The 22,854-nt window shown below is 60.9% G+C and carries 19 protein-coding genes; 9 read left to right on the forward strand and 10 right to left on the reverse strand.

Annotated features, from left to right (window positions below; translation table 11 throughout):
- The first annotated feature begins 10 nt into the window (after window positions 1-10).
- From J9870_RS00190 to J9870_RS00205, 4 genes are all read left to right on the forward strand, one after another.
- Window positions 11-889: an endonuclease/exonuclease/phosphatase family protein gene (locus tag J9870_RS00190; RefSeq protein WP_210642178.1), complete on the forward strand. Its 879-nt coding sequence runs from the start codon at window positions 11-13 to the stop codon at window positions 887-889.
- On the forward strand, window positions 886-3,027 hold the full coding sequence (locus J9870_RS00195) for a GGDEF domain-containing protein (RefSeq protein WP_210642179.1): 2,142 nt from the start codon (window positions 886-888) through the stop codon (window positions 3,025-3,027). Before J9870_RS00190 ends, J9870_RS00195 begins: the two co-directional genes overlap by 4 nt.
- A 104-nt stretch (window positions 3,028-3,131) precedes the next feature.
- A complete protein-coding gene (locus tag J9870_RS00200) occupies window positions 3,132-3,914 on the forward strand; it encodes an N-acetylmuramoyl-L-alanine amidase (protein WP_210642180.1) in 783 nt (260 codons plus the stop codon).
- A 75-nt stretch (window positions 3,915-3,989) separates the two neighbouring features.
- Window positions 3,990-5,603 carry an EAL domain-containing protein gene (locus J9870_RS00205; RefSeq protein ID WP_210645061.1) on the forward strand — a complete coding sequence of 538 codons (1,614 nt, stop codon included), beginning with the start codon at window positions 3,990-3,992 and terminating at the stop codon, window positions 5,601-5,603.
- A 6-nt stretch (window positions 5,604-5,609) separates the two neighbouring features.
- Here the strand turns inward: J9870_RS00205 and J9870_RS00210 are convergent, their stop codons facing one another.
- Window positions 5,610-7,400 (reverse strand): ATP-binding protein, encoded by a 1,791-nt coding sequence (locus J9870_RS00210; RefSeq protein WP_210642181.1) that lies wholly within the window; start codon window positions 7,398-7,400, stop codon window positions 5,610-5,612.
- A gap of 10 nt (window positions 7,401-7,410) precedes the next feature.
- Complete coding sequence (gene algB / locus J9870_RS00215; protein WP_210642182.1) at window positions 7,411-8,757, reverse strand: sigma-54-dependent response regulator transcription factor AlgB; 1,347 nt, start codon at window positions 8,755-8,757, stop codon at window positions 7,411-7,413.
- Window positions 8,758-9,191: 434 nt separating this feature from the next.
- Between algB and J9870_RS00220 the strand changes: the two genes are divergently transcribed.
- The 5 genes from J9870_RS00220 to J9870_RS00240 all read left to right on the forward strand — a co-directional run bounded on the left by J9870_RS00220 (window position 9,192) and on the right by J9870_RS00240 (window position 13,663).
- Entirely contained in the window at window positions 9,192-9,479 is a 288-nt protein-coding gene (locus J9870_RS00220) for a hypothetical protein (RefSeq protein ID WP_210642183.1), read from the forward strand.
- Window positions 9,480-9,558: 79 nt separating this feature from the next.
- Window positions 9,559-9,723 (forward strand): DUF1328 domain-containing protein, encoded by a 165-nt coding sequence (locus tag J9870_RS00225; RefSeq protein ID WP_003177151.1) that lies wholly within the window; start codon window positions 9,559-9,561, stop codon window positions 9,721-9,723.
- A gap of 2 nt (window positions 9,724-9,725) precedes the next feature.
- Entirely contained in the window at window positions 9,726-10,190 is a 465-nt protein-coding gene (locus J9870_RS00230; protein WP_210642184.1) for an inhibitor of vertebrate lysozyme family protein, read from the forward strand.
- A 706-nt stretch (window positions 10,191-10,896) separates the two neighbouring features.
- Window positions 10,897-12,228 (forward strand): glutamate/aspartate:proton symporter GltP, encoded by a 1,332-nt coding sequence (gltP, locus tag J9870_RS00235; RefSeq protein WP_210642185.1) that lies wholly within the window; start codon window positions 10,897-10,899, stop codon window positions 12,226-12,228.
- A 205-nt stretch (window positions 12,229-12,433) separates the two neighbouring features.
- Window positions 12,434-13,663: a spore maturation protein gene (locus J9870_RS00240; RefSeq protein WP_210642186.1), complete on the forward strand. Its 1,230-nt coding sequence runs from the start codon at window positions 12,434-12,436 to the stop codon at window positions 13,661-13,663.
- Between the two features lie 25 nt (window positions 13,664-13,688).
- Here the strand turns inward: J9870_RS00240 and J9870_RS00245 are convergent, their stop codons facing one another.
- From J9870_RS00245 to J9870_RS00280, 8 genes are all read right to left on the reverse strand, one after another.
- On the reverse strand, window positions 13,689-14,324 hold the full coding sequence (locus J9870_RS00245; RefSeq protein WP_210642187.1) for an ABC-type transport auxiliary lipoprotein family protein: 636 nt from the start codon (window positions 14,322-14,324) through the stop codon (window positions 13,689-13,691).
- The gene (locus tag J9870_RS00250) at window positions 14,321-15,259 is read right to left on the reverse strand and encodes an MlaD family protein (RefSeq protein ID WP_210642188.1); all 939 of its coding nucleotides are present in this window, start codon (window positions 15,257-15,259) and stop codon (window positions 14,321-14,323) included. The genes J9870_RS00245 and J9870_RS00250 overlap by 4 nt, the downstream gene beginning before the upstream one ends.
- Before the next feature lies 1 nt (window position 15,260).
- On the reverse strand, window positions 15,261-16,067 hold the full coding sequence (locus J9870_RS00255) for an ATP-binding cassette domain-containing protein (RefSeq protein WP_210642189.1): 807 nt from the start codon (window positions 16,065-16,067) through the stop codon (window positions 15,261-15,263).
- A complete protein-coding gene (locus J9870_RS00260) occupies window positions 16,061-17,209 on the reverse strand; it encodes an ABC transporter permease (RefSeq protein WP_210642190.1) in 1,149 nt (382 codons plus the stop codon). The genes J9870_RS00255 and J9870_RS00260 overlap by 7 nt, the downstream gene beginning before the upstream one ends.
- A 53-nt stretch (window positions 17,210-17,262) precedes the next feature.
- Window positions 17,263-18,288 (reverse strand): DUF5924 family protein, encoded by a 1,026-nt coding sequence (locus J9870_RS00265; protein ID WP_210642191.1) that lies wholly within the window; start codon window positions 18,286-18,288, stop codon window positions 17,263-17,265.
- Window positions 18,289-18,501: 213 nt separating this feature from the next.
- Entirely contained in the window at window positions 18,502-19,893 is a 1,392-nt protein-coding gene (locus J9870_RS00270) for an insulinase family protein (protein ID WP_210642192.1), read from the reverse strand.
- Between the two features lie 185 nt (window positions 19,894-20,078).
- Window positions 20,079-21,737 carry a Na/Pi cotransporter family protein gene (locus tag J9870_RS00275; RefSeq protein WP_210642193.1) on the reverse strand — a complete coding sequence of 553 codons (1,659 nt, stop codon included), beginning with the start codon at window positions 21,735-21,737 and terminating at the stop codon, window positions 20,079-20,081.
- A 338-nt stretch (window positions 21,738-22,075) separates the two neighbouring features.
- A complete protein-coding gene (locus tag J9870_RS00280; RefSeq protein ID WP_210642194.1) occupies window positions 22,076-22,843 on the reverse strand; it encodes a TerC family protein in 768 nt (255 codons plus the stop codon).
- Window positions 22,844-22,854: the final 11 nt, after the last annotated feature.

Consider the following 22,854-nt stretch of genomic DNA (forward strand, 5'->3'; position numbering starts at 1 on the left):
GCTCACGGCCATGGCCCGCTGGAGTACCGAACGCATCGTTGGCCTGCATGAACCGCGGGTCAACGAGCACCACGTCATGTCCACGGGCTTGCCTGCCGATAACCGCCTGCGGCTGCTCAGCTTCAATATCCAGGTGGGTATCAGCACCGAGCGCTACCGGCATTACCTGACCCGGGGCTGGCAACATTTGCTGCCGCACACCGGACGCGCCGATAACCTGCAAAAAATCGGCGACCTGCTGAAGGATTTCGACCTGGTGGCCCTGCAAGAGGCTGATGGCGGGAGCCTGCGGTCAGGTTACGTCAATCAGGTGGAACATCTGGCCCAACTGGGCGCCTTTCCCTACTGGTACCAGCAACTCAACCGTAACCTCGGTCGTCTCGGCCAACACAGCAATGGCGTGTTGAGTCGCTTGCGACCGTGGGCGATCGAAGACCATCCGCTGCCGGGGCCCAAGGGGCGCGGGGCGATCCTCGCGCGTTTTGGCGAGGGGCCGGAGGCTTTGGTCGTGGTCATGATGCACCTGGCTCTCGGCGCGCGTACCCGGACCATGCAGTTGGCCTACATCCGCGAGCTGATCGGCGGCTACAAGCATCAGGTACTGATGGGCGACATGAACACTCACGCCAATGATTTGCTGCAAACTTCGCCCCTGCGTGACCTGGGTCTGCTCGCGCCACAACTGGAAGCGACGTTCCCCAGCTGGCGCCCCCAGCGTTGCCTGGACCATATCCTGCTGAGCCCGACCCTGACCCTCGAACGCGTCGAGGTGCTGGCCCAGCCCATTTCCGATCACCTGCCGGTCGCGGTCGAAATTCGTTTGCCGGGTTCGCTCACGGCTGATGCCTTTCCCGCGCTGAGTCCTGCCCCTCGCGGATCCGATGAATGAGCGACGAAGCCGAACGCTGGAGAGAGAAGTACCTCAAGAGTATCGAACAGCAGGAAAAGCTCGAGCGCCGTTGGGATGCCCGGCTCGACTTGCTGCGTCGGGGCCTGGTGCGCAGCACCCTGGCTGCCGAGGGCACTGACCGGGCGGTTGATCAATGCATGAAAGAGATGCGCGAGGTGGTGCGCACCGATGACATGGATGCCGGCCTCGCCGCACTGCTGCCGCGCCTGGAGAAAGCCGTACTCGATTCCGAGCAGCGCCGCGAGACCCGGATCGAACAGATGAGCAGCGCCTTGACGGCCCTGGTCGCCCAGTTGCAAACCCTGCCGCTGCCAAAGGAAGTCAGCCGGCCGCTGAAGAAATTTTCCAAGCAGTTGGAGGACCGTGTCAGCCAGGCCCGGGAGATTCCACTGCTGCTCAGCGAGCTGAGCAGCTTGCAGGGCAAAGCGTTGAGTGCGCTGGATGCACCTGCCGAAGCGCATCGTCCAGGCTTGCTGCAACGATTGTTCGGCGGACATGGCCACGAAGAAGCGCCGCAGTCGCCCGATCCGGCTCAGGGTAGCGCGGCGCCTGTGTCAGAAACGATCTTGCCGGCTCCCACAGCGGTGGCAATTGAAGCAGCATCTGTCGCACCGGCACCGGCACCGGCACCGGCACCGGCACCGGCACCGGCACCGGCACCGGCACCGGCACCGGAGCAAGTGCCTGAGCGGGATCGGGAGCAAGCCCAGACCCAGGCATTGGAGACAGCACCTGATCCAGATGCCGTCCTGGTGCCGATGGTCGCACCCGATCCAGCGCCCGCGCCGACACTGGTATCCCAAGCGCCTCCCTCCGTCATCGAACTGAGTGAAGCCGCCGAGCCGGCAGTGATCGCCGATGAGCTTGCGAAACCGGAGCCCGCGCTCGAAAATCCCGACGAATTGCAATCAAAAGAGCCGGCGAAGACGCTGTCCGAAGCACCGCTCCCTGCTGTCGAGGCAGATGAGCCAGCAGAACCAACTGACCCGACCGAGGCCCTGGTTACTGTCGATCCGGTCACCACCGACCCGGATGAAGCCCACTACGCCCTGCCCGACTCGCCGGAGCCCTCCTACAGCTCGGTGGCCAGGCATATCGAAGACACGCTGCTGGGGCTGTTGGGCGACCTGACCCTGCCCGAGCGTCATAGACCCCAAGCCGAGGCCATGCGTGAGCGCCTGCAAAATGGCTTGAACTGGTATGAGTTGCTGCCGATCCTCGATGATCTGGCGGTACTCATGCTGGCAATCACTGACAGCGGTCAACATGAGTTCGAGGCTTACCTGCAGCGGCTCAACGATCGGCTTGAGTCATTCCAGAACAGCCTGCGGGCCGCCAGTGAAGACCATGCCGATAATCAGTCGGCCTCCAGGGAAATGGACACCCAGATTCGTGAACAGGTTGATGGCCTGCAAAGCAGCGTCCAGCAAGCCGATGACCTGGAAGGTCTCAAGCAAGTGCTGGAAAACCACCTTGAAGGCCTGCTCGGCACAATGGACCTGCACCAGAAGCAGCGCGATCTGCGCGAGCAGGAAGTCTCGGCGCGTCTGAAAAGCCTCGCCGAGCGTGTCGCGTTGATGGAGCAGGATGCCCAGGTCGTGCGCGATAATCTCGAAGAGCAGCGGCAAAAAGCGCTCGTCGATCCGCTCACCGGGTTACCTAACCGTGCCGCCTGGTCCGAGCGCCTCGATCATGAGGTTTCCCAGTGGCAGCAGCGCGGTAATAGCCTGTTACTGGCTATGCTCGACCTCGATCATTTCAAGCGAATCAACGATAACTACGGCCATTTGGCTGGTGACCGAGTATTGAAGCTCATCGCCTCGGTACTGCGTAGACGCCTGCGCGGTGGTGACTTCATTGCCCGCTTTGGCGGCGAGGAGTTTGTCCTGTTGGTGCCCGACACCTCCCTGGCCGCGGGCGCCAAGTTGGCAGAGGCCTTGCGCGCTGCCATCGAAGTCTGTCCGTTCCACTTCAAAGGTGAGCCGGTGACGGTCACGGTGTCCATAGGCATGACGGCATTCAAACCCGGAGAACGCAGCGATCTTGTCATCAAAAGAGCCGACCAGGCGCTATATCGGGCGAAAAACTCCGGACGCAATCGCGTGGAGCTGGGCTGAAACCCAATTGTTCCATTTTGTTTAATATCGGTGCGTGAGCCCGATCATTCGCGAGGCGATACGTTACACTGTTGCATTACTTCCAGCGCGTAATGCATTCCGCCATGAAATTGTTTTCGCTCATTGTCTCCTTACTGGTTCTGGCCGGTTGCACCAGCGGCCCCCGGTTAGATACCCGTCACCCTTCTGTCAATCAGGACAGCCGAATCCAATTCGTGGTGGTGCATTACACTTCGGCCTCCCTCGAGCGATCCCTGGCGCTGCTGACTCATGGTGAAGTCAGCGCCCATTACCTGATTGGCGACGATAAACCCGCGACCATCTATAAGCTGGTGGATGAAAACCGTCGCGCCTGGCACGCCGGGGAGAGCGAATGGCAAGGTCGGACCTGGCTCAACTCCAGCTCCATCGGCATTGAGATCGTCAATCCAGGCTTCATCGACACGCCCACAGGGCGCCTTTGGTATCCCTACAGCGAAGCCCAGGTCCAAGCCCTGATCGTATTGCTCAAGGACATCATCCAGCGTAACGCGATCAGCCCGCGCAACATCATCGGGCACAGCGATATCGCGCCTTTGCGCAAGCTCGATCCGGGGCCGTTGTTCCCTTGGAAGCGCCTGGCCGAAGCGGGCCTGGGCTTCTGGCCAGACGAACAGGCCGTGGCCCGCCAGCAAGCGATATTCGCCGCCGCGCAGTTACCGAGCGCCAGCTGGTTCCAGGCCGAGCTGGCCCGCCTCGGCTACCCGACGCCCCAGACGGGCGAATGGGACGTGGCCACCCACCATGTGCTGGCCGCCTTCCAGCTGCACTACCGGCCGACGCGGTTCGATGGCACACCGGATGCGCAAAGCGCGGCGATTCTGCAGGTGCTCAACCAGACAAAATAATGACGCCCGTCTGACTATCAGCGCTAAATCCAAATCAGAAGCTATAACTCATTGGTAACTTTCGGATTGCCCATGATGACGGCTGCCCGCGAAACCCTGCAGAGCTGGCTCCATCGCCCTCTTTTCCTGGCGATGATGGCGGCTGCCTTGAGTACGGTGCTGTTGCTGGCGGGGAGTCTGGCTGTGGTGATGCAGCAGATCCAGCAGCGTGAAAGCGATCAGATGAATGCCCAGGGCGAGCGCTTTCTGCAACGCTTGGAGCAGCTTTTCGGCCAACTGCGCGAAAGTCTCGATGATCTGCAAAACCAGCCGTTGCGCGGATGTGACGATGACATGATCGCGACATTGCGTCAGGTCAGCTTCAACTACCGTTTCGTCTACGAGGCGGTGTATATCGATGGCAGCGGCGTCTGTTCCAACCGTCCACGCCAGAGCGGGTTGTCGGTGACCCGCCCGCCCGACATCCGCGGGCCGACCTACAATTACTGGCTCAACACCACCACAGAACCCGATGAAGACCGCGCGGCATTGATGCTGGGGCGCGGCAACTTTCGGGTGGCTACGTCTCGCGGGCATTTGACCGATGTGGTCGATTTGCCACCGGGCAGCAGCCTGCTGGTCGTCCTGGATCACGGCGAGCGGGCCATTCCGGTGCTCGGGACTGACCAATACTGGCCGCCAACCGAGCCCTGGCCGCCAAAAAGCCACAATGCCTTGCAAGTGACGCAGAACCGCTTGATCTATCGGATGCCGACCGACAGTCCGGAATATCAGTTAGTGCTGATCGCTCAGCGCAACGGTTTTCAGGTTCCAGCCAATGCCTGGTGGATGCTGCCCATCAGTCTGATGCTGGGCGTGGGTATCGGGTTCCAGGTGTTTCTGCTGGCACGCCAGCGTCAATCCATGGATGCCGAATTGCACGGAGCCATCCGGCGTGGTGAGTTGCAGGTGCTGTACCAGCCGATTTTCGACCTGAGCAGCCGCAACTGCGTGGGTGCCGAAGCCTTGCTGCGCTGGCGACGACCGGACGGCACCCTGACCAGTCCGGATTTGTTTATCCCGATGGCGGAAAACACCGGGCAGATCCGCCAGATCACCGATTTCGTGCTGCAGCGGCTGTTTGATCAATTGGGCCAGCTGTTGCGGGCTAATCCGCAACTGTACATCTCAGTAAATCTGGCGGCGTGCGATGTGATGGTGCCGCGTATCGGCGAAGTGATTGCCCGCCTGCTGGCGCTGCATCGGGTATCCGCCCGGCAGATTGCCTTCGAAGTGACCGAGCGCGGACTGATCGATGTATTGGTTGCCCGGGATAACCTACAGTCGTTGCGCGACGTCGGGCATCAGGTGTTGATCGACGATTTCGGCACCGGTTATTGCAGCCTGGCCTACCTGCAGACCCTGCCGGTGGATTGCCTGAAAATCGACAAGGCGTTCATTGATGCCTTGGGCCACGATGCCGCCAGCAGCGGTGTGGCCCCGCACATCATTCGCATGGCTCACGCGCTGGAGCTCAAGGTGATCGCCGAAGGTATCGAGCATGAAGCCCAAGCCTCCTATTTGAGTAGCGAAGGCGTGAAGTTCGGTCAGGGCTGGCTGTTTGCCCATGCACTCAGTGCGGTGCAGCTCATCGAACTGATTACCCGCGGTCGGCGCCTGCTCAGCCGACGCCTGGACGATGAAGCCTGAGCCTCCTCAGACCGCCAGCGCCATGTAGAACTGTGTGCCCTGCCCCGGCCTTGAATAGACACCCATGCGCCCGCCATGGAGCTGGACGATCTCCTTGCACAACGCCAGGCCAAGGCCAGCACCGCCCTTCTTGCGTCCGACCTGGACGAAAGGTTCGAAGATCCGTCCCTGCTGACTGTAGGCAATGCCTTCACCGTTGTCTTCGACGCTGATGATCACTCGCTCGCCGTGGCGCCGGGCCTGCAGGCGGATCTGGCCGTTGTTGCCAGTGTGACGCAAGGCATTGTCGATCAGGTTATCCAGCACACGATCCAACTGCGCAGCGTCGGCATGCAGGTGTGGCAGCGGGCCCTGGATCGCCACGAGCAATTCGATGCCCTTGGCCTCGGCCTGCGCGGCGAACCGCAACCGGGCTGCTTCGAGTAAATCTTCGATGGAACAAGGTCCCAGGGTCAGCTTTTGCAGACCATTCTGGTAGCGAGAGAAGTTCAGCAAGTCATTGATGAGTTGCATCAGCCGCTGCATTTCTTCATTGACGGTGTTGAGCAGGTCGGCCTCGCGGGAGTCTTCAGCGAAATGCACACGCTCCTGCAACAGGCCGAATGCCATGTGCATGCCGGTGACGGGGGTGCGCAGTTCGTGGGAAGCGCGCAACACGAATTCACTGCGCACCCGCTCAAAAGCGCGCTGTTCGGTGACATCGTGCAGCACCATCACCGCTCCGAGGATGTGACCCTGGGTATGGCTGACCGGTGTGAGGCTGTAAGTCAGCACCCGCGACTCACCGTCCACCTCGATGCTCAGGTCGTCTGGTGCCCGCTCCTGGGTTCCGCCGCGCAGGACCACGTGCAGCTCTTCATCCAGTTCAAGGCGTCCCAGCGCCTCGCCCAAGCCCAGGCCCAGGCGTTCCTCATCCCAGCCCAGTTGACGCTGGGCCACGGGGTTGAGGTGCTCCAGCCGGCCCTGGCGGTCGATCATAAGCAGGCCGTCGTCAATGCTGTCCAGTACGGCTTGCAAACGTTGTTGGCCGGCGAGCAGTTCATCGACGTTGGTGGCCTGATGTTCGCGCAACGCCTGGGCCATGATTCCGAAGCGACGTGTCAGAAGATTCAACTCGGCAGCGGAAGAAATGGGCAACGTCACCTCGAAATTGCCCTGGCCGATGTCATCCGCTGCCGCCGCCAGCGCCTCGATCGGCGCCCCGAAACGCCGGGCGATACCGTGGGCCGTGATAAAACCGATGATCAGCACCGCCAACCCCACCAGCCCCAGCAGTCCGGAAATCAACAGCGCACGTTCGCGGGCGCGGTTCTGGGTTTCGCTGATATTGTTCAAGGCTTGTCGATATCCCTCGATCAAGCCACTGCGCAGCACATTGAATTTTTCGGTGAGGTCCTGGATGGCGGTAATTTGGGCCGGTTGTTGGCGAGACGCAGTAAAGGCTTCAAGAAAACGGATGTAGTCGGCTTTGGCCTTGGTGAAGTTGTCGATCGAGCTGGCCAGCCCCTGTTCATGGGCGATGCCCTCTTCGAGTAAACCGAAATATTGCCGCTTGGACGCTTCCAGCGCAGCCAGATCGGGTTTGTCGTCGAGCATGATCATCAACTGGTCGCCCAGTGTCTGGCGCAGCTTGAGGCCCAGGTCCAGCAAGATGAAGTTGTCGCGTACCGATTGTTCCTGGGTGTTGGCCATTTGCATCACGCTGACCAGGCCAAGCACCAGTCCCAGCAATGCCACGGTAATCAGGGCCGAGATGCTCAGAAACAGTCGGGTGCGCAGCTTCATCGCCAGCTTCATAAGGTATCGCTCACAGGTTGTACTGCTTGCGTTTGCGATACAGCGTGGAAGCATCGATCCCCAGGGTCTTGGCCGCCTGGTCGAGGGTGTCGGCGGTGGCCAGTACTGCGCCGATGTGAGCCTTCTCCAATTCGTCGAGACTCAGCGCGGCGCCGATTCGTGGCGCATTGTTGACCGGTTGCTCGGCCATGCCCAAGTGACTGATCTCGACTTTTTCCTGTGGGCAGATAATGCTGGCGCGCTCGACCACGTTACGCAGTTCCCGGATATTGCCTGGCCATCGATAGCTTAGCAGCGCTTCGCGCGCCTCGTCGCTGAAGCCCCGGGCCGGGCGCGCGTATTCCTTGACGAAGCGCGCCAGGAAGCGGTCGGCCAGGGTCAGGATGTCTTCGGCACGCTCACGCAGCGGTGGTAGATGCAGGGTAATGACGTTCAGGCGATACAGCAGGTCTTCGCGAAAGCGCCCGTCGCGCACCATGTCTTCGAGGTTGAGGTTGGTCGCGGCGAGAATCCGTACGTCGGCGCGGCGTGTCACCGGGTCCCCTACCCGTTCATATTCTTTATCTTGGATGAATCGCAGCAACTTGGGTTGCAATGTCAGGGGAAAATCGCCGATCTCGTCGAGAAACAGCGTCCCGCCATCAGCCTGGTTGACGCGTCCCAAGGTGCTCTCGCTGGCGCCGGTGAACGCGCCGCGGCTGTGACCGAACAATTCGCTTTCCATCAACTCAGTGGTCAGCGACGGGCAGTTGATGGTCACGCAGGACTTCTTCGCACGCTTGCTCCAGCCGTGGATCGCCCGGGCCAACTCGCCCTTACCCGTGCCGGACTCGCCAAGAATCAGGATGTTGGCGTCGGTGTTGGCGACCTGGCGGGCTGTTTCCAGAACGACTTTCATCGCCGGACTGTGGGAATCGAGGCCGTCCTTGGGTTTGCGCACTTCCCCTTCGAGGGCTTCGAGCCTTGCCGATAATTGGCGCACTTCCAGTTGCTTGGCGGTGGCCAGGCGTAATTGATCCGGGCTGCACGGCTTGACCAGATAATCGGCGGCACCGGCCTGGATCGCGTCGACGGCGGTGTCGACCGCCGAGTGGGCGGTGACAATCACCACTCGCATCCAGGGCGCCTGAATACGCATTTGCGCCAGGACGTCGAGGCCGTTGTCCTCGCCCAGGCGCAGGTCGAGAAAGCACAGGTCGAACACCTGGCGCTGCAACAGGGTGTCGGCCTGGGCGGCGCTGTTGGCGGTCGCGACGGTATAGCCTTCGTCTTCCAGGCAGTAACGGAACGTACGCAGGATGGCGGACTCATCGTCTACCAGCAGAATGCGGCCTTGATGCTCAGTGGCGGATTCCATTTTCCTACGCTCCTTAATGAATGATGTTGGTTAGTGTCAGAAAAATCGGGCAAGTTGCATGGTCGTTTCTGAGGGGATATTACCCACCGAGAGTGGCCCTGTGGACGTCTGACTCCTAAAAGATTGATTTGGGTTCCTTTTTTTGTCTGACATCCGTCTCGGACGGTTCGGCTTGCTCATTCCGACATCTGTTTTCGACGGGCAATTCAAAAAGAATCTAACCCCCCTTCGCTTCGTTCGTGCAATACGCACGACTCTCTGTGGCGGCATCGTGCAGGATGCGCCCTGGACGTTTTGCGTACCAGATATAACTATTTGATTTTAAATGGATTTTTTTTGACAAAATTCTGGCACGCCGACTGCAATGGTCCGATCAAGCGTGGCGCTAAGGGCGCCTCAACCAGATCACCACTCGGGTGGGGAGGAATTTCAGGATGAATCGTCAAAGTGCCGCCCAGTTTCGAATCTCTTCCCTGCACGTTCAGCAGATTCTGTGGGGTGTTGTAGCCCTGCTGATAACCCTAGTGGCAGGCCAGCAATGGCTGTTCTGGCAGCAGAGCCAACAACCGGAGGCGCCGCTGGTTTCCATTCAGCGCGCCCCTCAAACCCATTTCAGCGCCGTTGGCAGCCTCTCGGAAGTTTCCGCTTCCATGCGAATGATGGACGTCGACCAGGCACAGCCTGCCGCCGAACTACCTCGCCAGGAGCGCTGGGTGTTTTAACTGATGGACCGGTCGTCCACCGCGCCGGAACCATCGCCGTCAGACCCTAACTAAATAGAAAAGCGTAAGGAGAATCACCATGTTGAGCTGGGCAATTACTTTCCTGATCATTGCCATCATCGCCGCAGTACTGGGTTTTGGTGGTATCGCAGGCACCGCCACGGGCATCGCCAAGATTCTCTTTGTCGTATTCCTGGTGATGTTCATCGCTTCCTTCTTCTTTGGTCGTCGCGGTCGAGGCTGACCATGAGCGCTTCCTTCAAGGGACTGGCCGCCGCCCTGCTGTTGGGCGGCAGTGCCATGGCAATGGCTGCCAATGATGGACAGATGCGGGCCAATGAATTGCTTGAAGCAGACCCGCAGTACCGCGAAACGTGGCAGCACGTTGTCAAAAAAGCAGAGCGCCTGCCGGAGTGGGTGATGAACCTGTCTGGCGATGCTGAGCAGATGAACGCCGTCGAGGAAGATGGCGACAAGTATCTGGTCGGTCCGCTGTGCGAAACCCAGGCAACGTGCCGCAGCAAACGCCTGATCGTCGCCTTCAGTTTCGATAAGGACGAGGCCTACGCCATGTTGGTCGAGGTCCCCGCCGGGCTACCCGCCGACAAGTCGCCGACCCGTCACGCTGACTACCGTTTCCTCGGAAATCCCGATGAAGGTATGCAGAAACTGTTAATGGAACAACTCAAGAAAGATCCCAACTGGTATTGAGTTTTGAAAACGAGAAAAGCAGCCCTGTTTTTCTCTTCTGCACCGCCCGAGGAGGGCCGATGCATGACCAGGGGGCCGGGACGTTCTGACCATTGAGGGTCGGAGTGACCTACGGGCACAAGGAGTGCCTGCGAAAGGGCCGGGTCAGGTAAAAGCTGCGACGCAGGTTCGCAAAGTCGTCAAGGCTTGGCGAACTTGCGCAGCGCTTATGCCCGCAAAGGCCTATGCCAGAGCGGCTTGTTGATTTGGCGCGGTGGGCAGGCCCATGGATGCGGCATTTTGTCTCCTTTGCATAACTTATCCCCCCTTGCCTGACCGTATATCGGAGAATGCCCACACGAATTTCCTCGTGGGTCGCGATTCGAATCGCCGCCGTTGCATCGCTTGCACCTGCTTGTGAGAGCAAGCCCGGCTACGCTGAAATGGCCGGTTCACGGCACTTATGCCTGCCGAAATGTCGTATTCGAACCGGCTGTGACGTGCATTTGTTTTTCAAAATCTCATGCCGATTCGGCATGGGGTAGGCGTTTACGGCATTAGACGGGCTTCCCTCGCATCGCAATAGTTGCGCCTTTTTTCGCCTGCCAGTAAGCCGCAAGCGCGTGCTCGGGGTGACCTTATACGGGGGCAGAGGTGCGATTTCGCAGCGTCGTTGGCGTTTCGGTTCGTGCCTCTGTCCGAGTCCAACTGAAGTAAGGGTAACGATATGAAGAAGGCAAAACTAAGCCTCGCCTGGCAGATCCTCATCGGTCTGGTGCTCGGGATTGCATTGGGCGCGCTGCTCAACCATTTCAGTGCCGAGAAGGCCTGGTGGATCAGCAACGTGCTGCAACCGGCGGGCGATATCTTTATCCGTCTGATCAAGATGATCGTGATCCCGATCGTGATTTCTTCGCTGATCGTCGGCATTGCCGGGGTCGGTGACGCCAAGAAGCTGGGGCGTATCGGTCTCAAGACCATTCTTTACTTCGAAATCGTCACCACCATCGCCATCGTCGTCGGCCTGTTGCTGGCCAACTTCTTCCAGCCGGGCAGCGGCATCGACATGAGCACCCTGGGCACCGTGGATATTTCCAAGTACCAGGCCACCGCCGCTGAAGTCCAGCATGAACACGCCTTCGTCCAGACCATCCTGAACCTGATCCCGTCCAACATCTTTGCAGCGGTCGCCCGTGGCGAGATGCTGCCGATCATTTTCTTCTCCGTGCTGTTTGGCCTCGGTCTGTCCAGCCTGCAATCGGACCTGCGCGAACCGCTGGTGAAAATGTTCCAGGGCGTGTCGGAAAGCATGTTCAAGGTCACCCACATGATCATGCAATACGCCCCGATTGGCGTGTTCGCGCTGATCGCGGTGACGGTCGCCAACTTCGGTTTCGCGTCGCTGCTGCCGCTGGCAAAACTGGTGATCCTGGTTTACGTCGCCATCGCCTTCTTCGCCTTTGTGGTGCTGGGCCTGATCGCGCGCCTGTTTGGCTTCTCGGTGCTCAAGCTGATGCGCATCTTCAAGGACGAGCTGGTGCTGGCCTATTCCACCGCCAGCTCCGAAACCGTGCTTCCGCGCGTGATCGAGAAGATGGAAGCCTACGGCGCACCTAAAGCCATTTGCAGTTTCGTAGTGCCCACCGGTTACTCGTTCAACCTTGATGGCTCAACCCTGTACCAGAGCATCGCGGCGATTTTCATCGCCCAGCTGTACGGCATCGACCTGTCCATCAGCCAGCAATTGCTGCTGGTGCTGACCCTGATGGTCACCTCCAAAGGCATCGCCGGTGTGCCGGGCGTATCCTTCGTGGTGTTGCTGGCCACCCTGGGCAGTGTGGGTATTCCGCTGGAAGGCCTGGCCTTCATCGCCGGTGTCGACCGCATCATGGACATGGCCCGTACCGCGCTTAACGTGATCGGTAACGCCTTGGCCGTGCTGGTCATCTCCCGCTGGGAAGGCATGTACGACGATGCCAAGGGCCAGCGCTACTGGAACTCCCTGCCGCACTGGCGCAGCAAAGAACCGCTGCCGGCGGGGGAAGTTTCCAGTCGCTGACACACATGACCCCTGTGGGAGCGAGCTTGCTCGCGATTGCGATATGTCAGCCAACATCAATGCTGATTGATCCGACGCCATCGCGAGCAAGCTCGCTCCCACATTCATCACCTGTGCAGTGACTAGCGAACCCCGGAGAAATCCGGGGTTTGTCGTTTCTGCCAGCCCCGCTATCATTCGCCGCATCTTCCGGGGGATTTAACCGATGCTCAATGGCCTGTGGCTTGGCTTCTTTATCGTGGCAGCCGTGTCGGCGCTGGCGCAGTGGTTGATCGGCGGCAACGCCGGGATCTTCGCGACCATGGTGGAAAGCATTTTCGCCATGGCCAAGCTGTCGGTGGAGGTGATGGTCCTGTTGTTCGGCACCTTGACCCTGTGGCTGGGCTTCCTGCGCATCGCCGAAAAGGCTGGCATCGTCGATTGGCTGGCCAAGGCACTCGGCCCGCTGTTCTTGCGCCTGATGCCGGAAGTCCCGGCCGGCCATCCGGCAATTGGCCTGATCACCCTCAACTTCGCCGCCAACGGCCTGGGGCTGGATAACGCCGCTACGCCCATCGGCCTGAAGGCCATGCGTGCCCTGCAGGACCTCAATCCCAGCCCGACCATCGCCAGTAATGCGCAAATTCTGTTTCTGGTGCTCAACGCTTCGTCGCTGACGCTGCTGCCGGTGACGATCTTCATGTACCGCGCCCAGCAAGGCGCGCCGGACCCGACCCTGGTGTTCCTGCCGATCCTGCTTGCCACCAGCGCCTCGACCTTGATGGGGCTGCTGTCGGTGGCGTTCATGCAGCGCCTGCGGTTGTGGGACCCGGTCGTGCTGGCTTATCTGATCCCGGGTGCGTTGGTGCTGGGCGGCTTCATGGCCCTGCTGGCAACGCTCTCGGCCACGGCTCTGGCGGGGCTGTCATCGATCCTCGGCAATCTGACGCTGTTCGGCTTGATCATTGTGTTCCTGGTGGTGGGCGCCCTGCGCAAGGTCAAGGTGTATGAAGCCTTCATCGAGGGCGCCAAGGAAGGTTTCGACGTGGCCAAGACATTACTGCCGTATTTGGTGGCGATGTTGTGCGCCGTGGGTGTGTTGCGGGCCTCGGGGGCATTGGATTTTGGCCTCGACGGTATTCGGCACCTGGTGCAGTGGGCCGGTTGGGACACGCGTTTTGTCGATGCCTTGCCGACCGCCATGGTCAAGCCATTCTCCGGCAGCGCCGCCCGGGCGATGTTGATCGAGACCATGAAGACCTCTGGCGTGGACAGTTTCCCGGCGTTGGTGGCAGCGACCATCCAGGGCAGCACCGAAACCACGTTCTATGTGTTGGCGGTGTATTTCGGTGCGGTGGGCATCCAGCGGGCGCGGCATGCGGTGGGCTGTGCGCTGCTGGCCGAATTCTCCGGAGTCGTGGCGGCGATCGGGGTGTGCTACTGGTTCTTTGGCTGAACCAGAGTTCCACCCCCAGAAGCCGTCAGAGGGGTGGGGGCGTAGCGAAGCGCTGGCCTTGCTCCAGGGTCCAGTTCACTACCTCAGCCGTCAGCCGATCACTGGCGTGGCCAAAACCTTCCACCACCGCCGGCACTTTCACGTCGTTCAGCGGCTGGCGTACTTCAAAGCGGCGACTGGCCAGGATGCGTTGGTCGAAGCCGCGCACCAGCAGCGCATCCAGGCGGATCACCACGCTGGCCGTGCTACCTTGGTACTCGGTCTGGAAGGCCTGTAGTTGGCCGCCCAGCTCCAGGTCAGCTTGCAAGTTGCTGTCGGCGACACTCAACAACCCGACGCGTCGATCCTGGGCGAAGCCATCGAGCAAGCGGTTACGCAACAGCACCGGCGCCGGATCGCTCCAGCGCGAGGCGGCGTAGCTGCTGAGCAGGTTGCCGTGGGGAATGACCGCGATGTTCGGGCTGTTGAGCACCTCGCTGGCCTGGGGGCTGGCCAGGCGCAGCGACCAGCTCACTGCCGTGCCCGCAGATGCCGGGGCCTGGGTGACGGGCAAGCGGTACACATCCGAAGGCTCAGCCTTGGGCAAAATCGAGCAACCGCCCACCAGGAGCAATCCTGCCAGCAAGAGGATAGGGCGGATAAAACGGTTGCACGGCCTCATGGCGTGAACTCCTTGTTCTTGTCATTACCCAGCAAATAGCCGCTGGGGTTGGCATCCAGGCGCCGGGAGATCCCCCGCAGGGCGCTCAGGGTTTCGCGCAGCTCACGCACGGCTGGCGCCAGGGCATTGAGGCCCTGCATGCCGTTATTCAACGAGTCGCGGTTGTCGTTCAACAGTTTGTCCAGGGTCGCGGTGCTGCGAGCCAGGGACTGCATAGCCAGGCCGGCGCTGCCGAACGCCTGTTTGCCCTGGTCGTTGAGCAAACCATTGGCGTTGCGCATCAACGCCGTGGTCTGTTCCAGCGTAGCGCTGGCCTGTTTGCCGATGGCCGCCAGTTGCTGCATGGCCTGGCGAATGTCGCCGCGCTGCTCGGCAATGACCCCGGTGGTCTGTTCCAGGTGTTCGAGGGTCTTGCCCAGGCGCTGGACGTTGTCCGAGGAAAACACTTCATTGGCGTTGTGCAGCAGCAGGTTGATGCTGGTCATCAAGTCATCGCTGTTGTTCAGCAGGCGGGCGATAGGCGAGGGCGCGGCGACAATCACCGGCGGCTCACCATCGTGCCCGGTCAGCGGCGGGCTCTGGGGGGTGCCACCGCTGAGCTGGATAATCGAGGTGCCGGTGATGCCGGTCAGGGCCAACTTGGCCTGGGTGTCCTGCTTGATCGGTGTTTCACCGCTCAAGCGCACCCGTGCCAGCACCCGGCGCGGGTCGTTCGGGTCCAGGCGCAGATTGACCACATCCCCGACCTTGATGCCGCTGTACTCCACCGAACTGCCCCTGGACAGCCCACTGACCGCCTCGTTGAACACCACTTCGTAATACTTGAATTCGCTGTCCACGCTGGACTTGGCCAGCCACAGGCCAAACAGCAGGGCGCCGACCACCACGATTACGGTGAACAGGCCGATCAATACATGATGGGCTCGGGTTTCCATGTCAGACCTCGTTCAATTGTGTAGCGGCCGATAACGCCGCGCGACCGCGTGGGCCATGGAAGTATTCGTGAATCCAGGCATCGTCGGTTTCCGACACCTTATCGATGACATCGACCACCAATACTTTTTTCTGGGCTAGTACCGCGACCCGATCGGTAATGGTGTAGAGGGTGTCCAGGTCATGGGTGACCAGGAACACGCTCAAGCCCAGGGCATCGCGCAGCGTCAGGATCAATTGGTCGAACGCTGCCGCGCCGATGGGGTCGAGACCGGCGGTGGGTTCATCGAGAAACAGAATGTCCGGGTCCAGGGCCAGCGCCCGGGCCAAGGCTGCACGCTTGATCATGCCGCCGGACAGCGAGGCGGGGTATTTGTCGGCGGCCGATAGCGGCAGCCCGGCCAGCGCCAGTTTGACTGCGGCCAGATGCTCGGCATCGGCTCGGCTGAGCCCGGCGTGTTCGATCAGCGGCAGGGCGACATTTTCTGTCACGGTCAGGGACGAAAACAGCGCGCCTTTCTGGAACAACACGCCAAAGCGCCGCTCCACCCGCGAGCGTTGCGTCGGCGGCAGGCTTGGCAAGTCCTGGCCGAACACCCGCACTGACCCTTCGCTGGGCCGGCGCAAGCCGACGATGCTGCGCAACAGCACTGATTTGCCGCTGCCGGAGCCGCCGACCACGGCGAGAATCTCGCCCTTGTACACGTCCAGGTCGAGGTTTTCATGCACGCTCTGGCGGCCAAAGCGATTGCACACACCGCGCACTTGAATCACCGCCTCGGTGGGCGGCCTTGAGGGGCGGCTCACCATTTCATCTCCATGAAGAACAGCGCGGCCACGGCATCGAGCACGATCACCACGAAAATCGACTGCACCACACTGGAGGTGGTGTGAGCCCCGACCGACTCGGCGCTGCCACTGACCTTGAAGCCTTCCAGGCAACCCACGGCGGCGATCAGAAAGGCAAAGATCGGCGCCTTGACCATCCCCACCACGAAATGCTGCACGCCGATGTCCGACTGCAACAGCGTCAGGAACATGGCCGGGGAAATACCCAGCGACAAGGCGCACACGACACCGCCACCGACAATGCCCGAGAGCATCGCCACGAAGGTCAGCATCGGCAGGGCCACCAGCAACGCCAGCACCCGCGGCACCACCAGCAACTCGACGGGATCGAGGCCAAGGGTGCGGATCGCGTCGATTTCTTCGTTGGCCTTCATCGAGCCGATTTGCGCGGTGAACGCACTGGCGGTGCGGCCCGCCATGAGAATCGCCGTCAGCAACACGCCGAATTCGCGCAAAAACGAGAACGCTACCAGGTCCACGGTGAAGATACTGGCGCCGAAATCGGCCAGTACCGTCGCCCCGAGGAACGCCACTACCGCACCCACCAGGAACGTCAGCAAGGCGACGATGGGCGCCGCATCCAGGCCGGTCTGTTCGATGTGAACGACCATCGGGGTAATGCGCCAACGCCTGGGGTGGAACAGGCCGCGGCCCAGGGTTTCCAGAATCAAGCCGACAAAGCCCAACAGTTGCAGGGTGTCCTGCCAGACCTTCTCCACGGCGCGACCAATGCGCGTGAGCAACTGAGTCACGACGCTGACGCTCGGCTCTTTGTCCGGTACGCAGAAGTCCGTCAACGAGCAATAGACGGTCTGCAACAGCGCTCGCTCGGCGGCCGGCAGACTGCAATCGGGGTGTTCAGTGGTCTTGCCCAGCCGTTCGGAGCCCAGCAGTTCCACCAGCAACGAGGCCCCAGCGGTGTCGAGGGCGCCGAGACCGTTGAGGTCGATCTGGGTGTTCTCATCGTACTGACCGCGCAACGAGTCGCTCAAGCGCTTGAGTTGCGTGTAATGGGCCAGGGTCCAGTCGCCGCTGACCAACAGCTTCGCCGCAGAGTCGGACGTATCCAGTCGGGCAGTGCCAGTGTGGGGGCTAGGGGTCATAAGCTCCATGCTCGTTGGGTTTCAACCAGCGCTACCTAATACCACGACCGCAATCATTTTGCTTGGGCCGCAGCGGCGCTCACATTGAAACGCAGCACCCCGATCATCTGGCCGTTTTCCGTCAGCACCCGTACCTGCCATTTGCCTGTCGGGTCGTCCGGGAAATTCTGTTTGTGAGTCCAGGCGCGATAGCCTTCCTTGCGTCCGCCATGGATGTCCAGAGCGATGCGGTCGACTTCTTTGCCGTTGAACTGCCAGACATGGTAGATCCGCTCATCGAGCCCCCGTGGCGCGTTGATGGCGGTGTAGGCGTACAGGCCGTTGCTGCGAATCTGCGCGGCGCTGACTTCCTTGAGGCTGGCGCCCGGCGTGCGGTCCTCCAGTTGGGTGCTGATCGCCACTTCGGTCATCCACAGCGTCGCGGGCGGCACCCAGGAGCGCAGCACCCAGCCGGCGGCGCCAATCCCTGCGGTGATGCATAAAATCGCCAGGGCGTTGCGCACGGTGCGGATTGGAAAGATCGACGCCAGGCTCGGGAACGACAGCAGCATGGCAGTGCCCAGCGCCAGCTTGAAGCTTTGGTCGGTGGTCAGGTGCAGGATGACGGGCAGTGCGGTGAGCAGGGCGGCGAACAGCGTCAGCGTGTGCAGTGCCAGGAACGCCCAGCGCCGGGGGGCCAGCCATTTGTAGTACAAAGGGTCGATGATCGAGATCAGCGCCGCCGCTGTGAGCAGGCCGGTGAAAATCAGCTGGCTGCTGTTCCAGGTGGTGGTGATGAAGAAAAACGGCAGGACGAAAAACAGGCTTTCCTGGTGAATCATCTGCGTGGCGTAACGCAACAGCGGCTGGGGGATTTCCCGTTTGAAAATCCGCGTGAACAGCCGGGTCATGCTGTTCTCGACCATCAGCCAGAGCCAGCTCACCAACATCATGATAGCGATCCAGGTCGCCAGGCCCTGCTGGCGGTCCACCAGCATGAAGCTGCCGAGCCCGGAAATGAAGCCTCCAAGCGCAATGACCCCTGGATAGCGCTTCATCAATTCAAGGAGGCGCTGGATGTAGAGAGTCAGCTTCTGCATTCGGTGGTTTCACAGTAAGTCGTAGGAAATATCCCTGACAGAGTATCGCCAGGACAACGATGTGACGAGTGCTCTTGTGGCGAGGGGATTTATCCCCGCTGGGCTGCGAAGCAGCCCCACAGACCCCTTGAGTGAAATCGAACCGCCTTTGATCGCGACTGCTTCGCAGTCGAACGGGGATAAATCCCCTTGCCACAAAGTGCCACCACAAGATCATTCTTCGTTCGGTCGGGCCCTGCGGCGCACCTGCCACACTACCAACCCGAGCAACAACAACCCCAGCGCACCGCCCAATCCCCACACGAGCTCATCATCGCTGAGCAACGGTTTCTCGATGCGCAGGTAACCCGGGTCCTTGAGCAGCTCGCGCAGGGCCTGGTTTGCCTGTTCCAGGCTCACCCCCTGCAAGCGCAGAGCCGGGTTGGCGAAGCGGCCGTCTTCATAATCGCCCAGGGCACCCCAATAGTAATCGGCCAGGGCACTGTTACCTTGAACCGCCCAGGTCTGATGCGCGATGGCCGCGCGTTTGATGCGCATGAAACTGTCGGGGTCGAGGCCATCCTTGAGCAGCGTATTACGCAGTTCTTCGAGCGCCTGTTCCGCTTGGGGTAGATCCTCGCGGGCCAGGTCCGCGTTCAGGCTGAAGAAGCCGACGCCGCCGAACACTTCCCGCTCTGTCCACGGCCCATAGGACAGGCCGCGGGCCAGGCGCAACTGGCGATACAGCGCCCAGTCCAGGTAATCCTTGAGCAGGTCGAAGGTTTCATCGTGTTGCTGTTCCAGCACCGGCTCCGGAAACAACCAATGAAGCTTGGCGCCATTGCCGACCAGGCCTCGGATGAGGTTGCGCTTGGTGACCGCGCTGTAGCGGATCTGCGGCAGCGGTTCGTGCGTACTGGGTTCCACCGCTTCGAGTTCGCCAAAGGTGCGTTCCAGGTAGGCCGGCAGCAACCGGTCAAGATCGCCGACCACGATCAGCGTCATGTTGTTCGGCGCGTACCAGGCCTCGCGCACATGTTCGATCTTGGCGAGGGTGAGGCGTTCGACCTCGGCCCGTTCCGCACAACGCAAGCCCAACTCCACCGCCAGTTGATTGCTGGCCTTGTGGCTCAGGTCCTGGCGGTCGAGCCAGCGTTGCAGGTGCGTGTAGTGGCCGCCGTCTTCGCGTTCGACCACCCGTTTGGCCGCCTCCAGGGCTTTGTCGTCGATGCGGGTGCGGGTCAACAGCGCCAGCAGCAGGTCTAGGACCTTGCGTTGATTGCTGGCCGGTGCCTCGATGACGAACGTGGTGTCGGCATTGCTGGTAAAGGCGTTCCACTCGCCGCCTAGCGCCTGCATGCGTTCTTCCAGGCCGCCTTCGCCGCTGTCATCGACACCACTGAACAGCAAGTGCTCGAGCAAATGCGGCAGCTCTTTGTCGGCGCAGTTGAAATCGTCCAGGCCCACGCCAACCACCAAGCGGATCGCCACATGCCCGCGTTCACTGCCGGGTTTGAGCAATAGCTGCATACCGTTGGGCAGCGTATAGCCTTCGACCTGGAATCGATCCAGAGCGACCACTGGCAGCGAGCCGAGCAAAAGAAAGGCGAACAACAGACAACGCATAAGGGCTTCCTGGCGGCTGAGGGGAGGTCCATGGTGCCGGGCAGGCCGTCACCGTTGGATCGCCGCCCGGAGCAAACGCGCTCCCACCTCGAATCTATGCAGTTTTCATGACAGTGGGAGCAGGGCGGCTCGCGAATGACTTCAAGCCCAAGCCTTTGTTACTGACTGACCAATGCGCCAGTCGTTCAAGGTGAATGGGTGATGTCAGAAATTTCATCGGCGGCCAGCGCGCCGATTTCGGACGTCTCCAGGACGACGTAGGCGCTGCCGCAGAACAGCGAATTGAGGCGTCGCATGTCAGCGATCAACTCCAGGTGCAACGAACTGGTCTCGATACTTTGCACGACTTTGCGCTGCAGACGACTGACATGGGCATGGGCCATCCGCCGTTCCTGCGCGCGAAAGCGCCGTTTCTCACGCAGCAACTGGCGGGCACTTTCCCGATCGGCACTGAGAAACACCGACAGTCCCAGCCGAAGGTTGGCGATCAAATGGCTATGCAGCCCGGCCAATTCCTCCAGGCCGACGTCGGAAAAGGAGCGGCGTTGAGAGGTCTTCTGTTGCTGGACCTTGCGCAACATGCGCTCGATCAGATCGCTGGCCAGCTTCAGGTTGATTGCCAGCTCGATGATCTCCGCCCAGCGGCGGCTGTCCTGTTCGCTGAGGTCCTCCCGGGGCATTTGCGCCATGTACAACTTGATGGCGCTGCACAACGCCTCGACGTCGTCGCTCATGCGCCGTACTTCCTGGGTGACCGCCGTCTGCTCACCGCGCAGCACGTCGAGCATGGCTTCGAGCATGTTTTCGATCAGGTCGCCGATGCGCAGGGTTTCCCGGGCGGCGTTCGCCAGCGCCAGGCTCGGGGTAGCAAGGGCCGCGAGGTCCAGGTGCCGGGGCTTGGCGGTGCCGTTGGTGTCTGGACGTTCCGGCAGCAGCCAGGTGCAGAGCCTGGCCATCGGCGCGACGCTGGGTAGCAGCACCAGGCAGCGCACGGTGTTGTAGAGCAGGTGAAAGCCGATGACCGTTTCCTGGGGGCTGAAATCCAGGCTGTCGAGCCAACCCACCAGTGGATCGAGTACCGGAATGATCAGCAACAGGCCGATCAGCTTGTACAGCAGGCTGCCCAGCGCCACCTGGCGCCCGGCGGCGTTCTGCATGCTGGTGCTGAGGAAGGCCAGGACGCCGCTGCCGATGTTGGCGCCGATCACCAGGCCGATGGCCACCGGCAGGCTGATCACCGCGGCGCCGGCCAGTGTCGCGGTCAGCAGCACGGCAGCCAGGCTGGAATAGGAGATCATCGCAAACAGCGCGCCGACCAGCGCATCGAGCAGGAGGTCGCCGGTCAGCGAGGCGAAGATCACTTTCACCCCTTGGGCGTGGGTGATGGGCGCGGCGGCTTCGACGATCAATTGCAACGCCAGGATGATCAGGCCAAGGCCGATGCCCACTCGGCCCATTTGTCCGACGCGGGTCTGTTTGCGCGACAGGAAAAAAATCACCCCGAGGAAAATCAGCAGTGGTGACAGCCACGACAGGTCCAGGGTCAGCACCCGTGCCATCAGCGCGGTACCGACATCGGCACCGAGCATGGTTGCCAGGGCGGGGGTCAGCGCCATCAGGCCTTGGCCGACGAACGAGGTGACGAGCATGGCCGTGGCGTTGCTGCTCTGGACCATGGCCGTGACCATGATGCCGGCGACGAAGGCCAACCAGCGTCTGGACATGTTCTGGCCGATGACGTGGCGCAGGTTCGAGCCATAGACCCGCAGGATGCCGGTACGGACGATGTGCGTGCCCCAGATCAGCAGGGCCACGGCGGAGAGCAAATTGAGCAGGGTCAGCATGAGGAGCCCCCTGTTAGCGTCCCAAAGGGACAAATTGACAGTGCCACATAGTTCTTTGTTGTACTTAAGCTGTAGTTGGCGAACGGTTCGAGCGCCAGCATTGCACAGCTAAAGAATCGATTGAAACAAAACTGTCATAAAAAACCATTCACCAAAGACATCACGAAACCCTGTGGGAGCGAGCCTGCTCGCGATAGCGGTCTGTTAGCCAATGAAGATATTGAATGTTGCGGCCTCATCGCGAGCAGGCTCGCTCCCACAGGTTTTGCATCCGGTTACCTTCCGGCAGGCATGAAAAAGGGGCTTCGAAAGCCCCTTCATTCATTGCCCCGGCAGCCTTACTGGCCCGGTACATCCTTACGCAGTTTCACCGGATCCTGCTGCTTGCGCTTGCGGGCAATCGCCGTGCGCATCTTGATGTTGATGGCTTCCACCGCCAGGGAGAACGCCATCGCGAAGTAGACGTAGCCTTTTGGTACATGCACGTCGAACGATTCGGCGATCAGCACGGTACCCACCACCAGCAGGAACGACAGCGCGAGCATTTTCAGCGACGGGTGCTTGTCGATGAACTCACTGATGGTGCCCGAGGCCGCCATCATCACCAGCACGGCCACGATGATTGCCGCCACCATCACCGGTACATGGGAGACCATGCCGACTGCGGTAATGACCGAGTCCAAGGAGAACACGATGTCGATGATCGCGATCTGGATGATGGTGTAGATGAAGTTACCACCCTTGCCCGAAGGCTCTTCGTTGGTTTCATCTTCGCCTTCCAGCGCGTGGTACATCTCCTGGGAGCTTTTCCACAGCAGGAACAGGCCACCGAAGAACAGGATCAGGTCACGACCGGAGATGCCCTGGCCGAACACTTCGAACAAATCAGCAGTCAGGCGCATGACCCAGGTGATGGACAGCAGCAACAGGATCCGCGTGACCATGGCCAGCGCCAGGCCGAAGATCCGGGTGCGCGCCTGCATATGCTTGGGCATGCGGCTGACCAGGATCGAGATCATGATGATGTTGTCGATGCCCAGGACGATTTCCAGGGCGGTCAAGGTAAAGAAGGCAACCCAGATTTCCGGGTTGGTCAGCCATTCCATGTGAGTTCCTT

Origin of the sequence: Pseudomonas sp. Tri1 (assembly GCF_017968885.1) — a bacterium.
Taxonomy (GTDB): Bacteria; Pseudomonadota; Gammaproteobacteria; order Pseudomonadales; family Pseudomonadaceae; genus Aquipseudomonas.

Bases quoted from the DNA above. Each gene is read 5' to 3' on its own strand.
- J9870_RS00190 (WP_210642178.1), top strand. From the start codon at position 11: ATGGCCCGCTGGAGTACCGAACGCATCGTTGGCCTGCATGAACCGCGG.
- J9870_RS00195 (WP_210642179.1), top strand. From the start codon at position 886: ATGAGCGACGAAGCCGAACGCTGGAGAGAGAAGTACCTCAAGAGTATC.
- J9870_RS00200 (WP_210642180.1), top strand. From the start codon at position 3,132: ATGAAATTGTTTTCGCTCATTGTCTCCTTACTGGTTCTGGCCGGTTGC.
- J9870_RS00205 (WP_210645061.1), top strand. From the start codon at position 3,990: ATGACGGCTGCCCGCGAAACCCTGCAGAGCTGGCTCCATCGCCCTCTT.
- J9870_RS00210 (WP_210642181.1), bottom strand. From the start codon at position 7,400: ATGAAGCTGGCGATGAAGCTGCGCACCCGACTGTTTCTGAGCATCTCG.
- algB (WP_210642182.1), bottom strand. From the start codon at position 8,757: ATGGAATCCGCCACTGAGCATCAAGGCCGCATTCTGCTGGTAGACGAT.
- J9870_RS00220 (WP_210642183.1), top strand. From the start codon at position 9,192: ATGAATCGTCAAAGTGCCGCCCAGTTTCGAATCTCTTCCCTGCACGTT.
- J9870_RS00225 (WP_003177151.1), top strand. From the start codon at position 9,559: ATGTTGAGCTGGGCAATTACTTTCCTGATCATTGCCATCATCGCCGCA.
- J9870_RS00230 (WP_210642184.1), top strand. From the start codon at position 9,726: ATGAGCGCTTCCTTCAAGGGACTGGCCGCCGCCCTGCTGTTGGGCGGC.
- gltP (WP_210642185.1), top strand. From the start codon at position 10,897: ATGAAGAAGGCAAAACTAAGCCTCGCCTGGCAGATCCTCATCGGTCTG.
- J9870_RS00240 (WP_210642186.1), top strand. From the start codon at position 12,434: ATGCTCAATGGCCTGTGGCTTGGCTTCTTTATCGTGGCAGCCGTGTCG.
- J9870_RS00245 (WP_210642187.1), bottom strand. From the start codon at position 14,324: ATGAGGCCGTGCAACCGTTTTATCCGCCCTATCCTCTTGCTGGCAGGA.
- J9870_RS00250 (WP_210642188.1), bottom strand. From the start codon at position 15,259: ATGGAAACCCGAGCCCATCATGTATTGATCGGCCTGTTCACCGTAATC.
- J9870_RS00255 (WP_210642189.1), bottom strand. From the start codon at position 16,067: ATGGTGAGCCGCCCCTCAAGGCCGCCCACCGAGGCGGTGATTCAAGTG.
- J9870_RS00260 (WP_210642190.1), bottom strand. From the start codon at position 17,209: ATGACCCCTAGCCCCCACACTGGCACTGCCCGACTGGATACGTCCGAC.
- J9870_RS00265 (WP_210642191.1), bottom strand. From the start codon at position 18,288: ATGCAGAAGCTGACTCTCTACATCCAGCGCCTCCTTGAATTGATGAAG.
- J9870_RS00270 (WP_210642192.1), bottom strand. From the start codon at position 19,893: ATGCGTTGTCTGTTGTTCGCCTTTCTTTTGCTCGGCTCGCTGCCAGTG.
- J9870_RS00275 (WP_210642193.1), bottom strand. From the start codon at position 21,737: ATGCTGACCCTGCTCAATTTGCTCTCCGCCGTGGCCCTGCTGATCTGG.
- J9870_RS00280 (WP_210642194.1), bottom strand. From the start codon at position 22,843: ATGGAATGGCTGACCAACCCGGAAATCTGGGTTGCCTTCTTTACCTTG.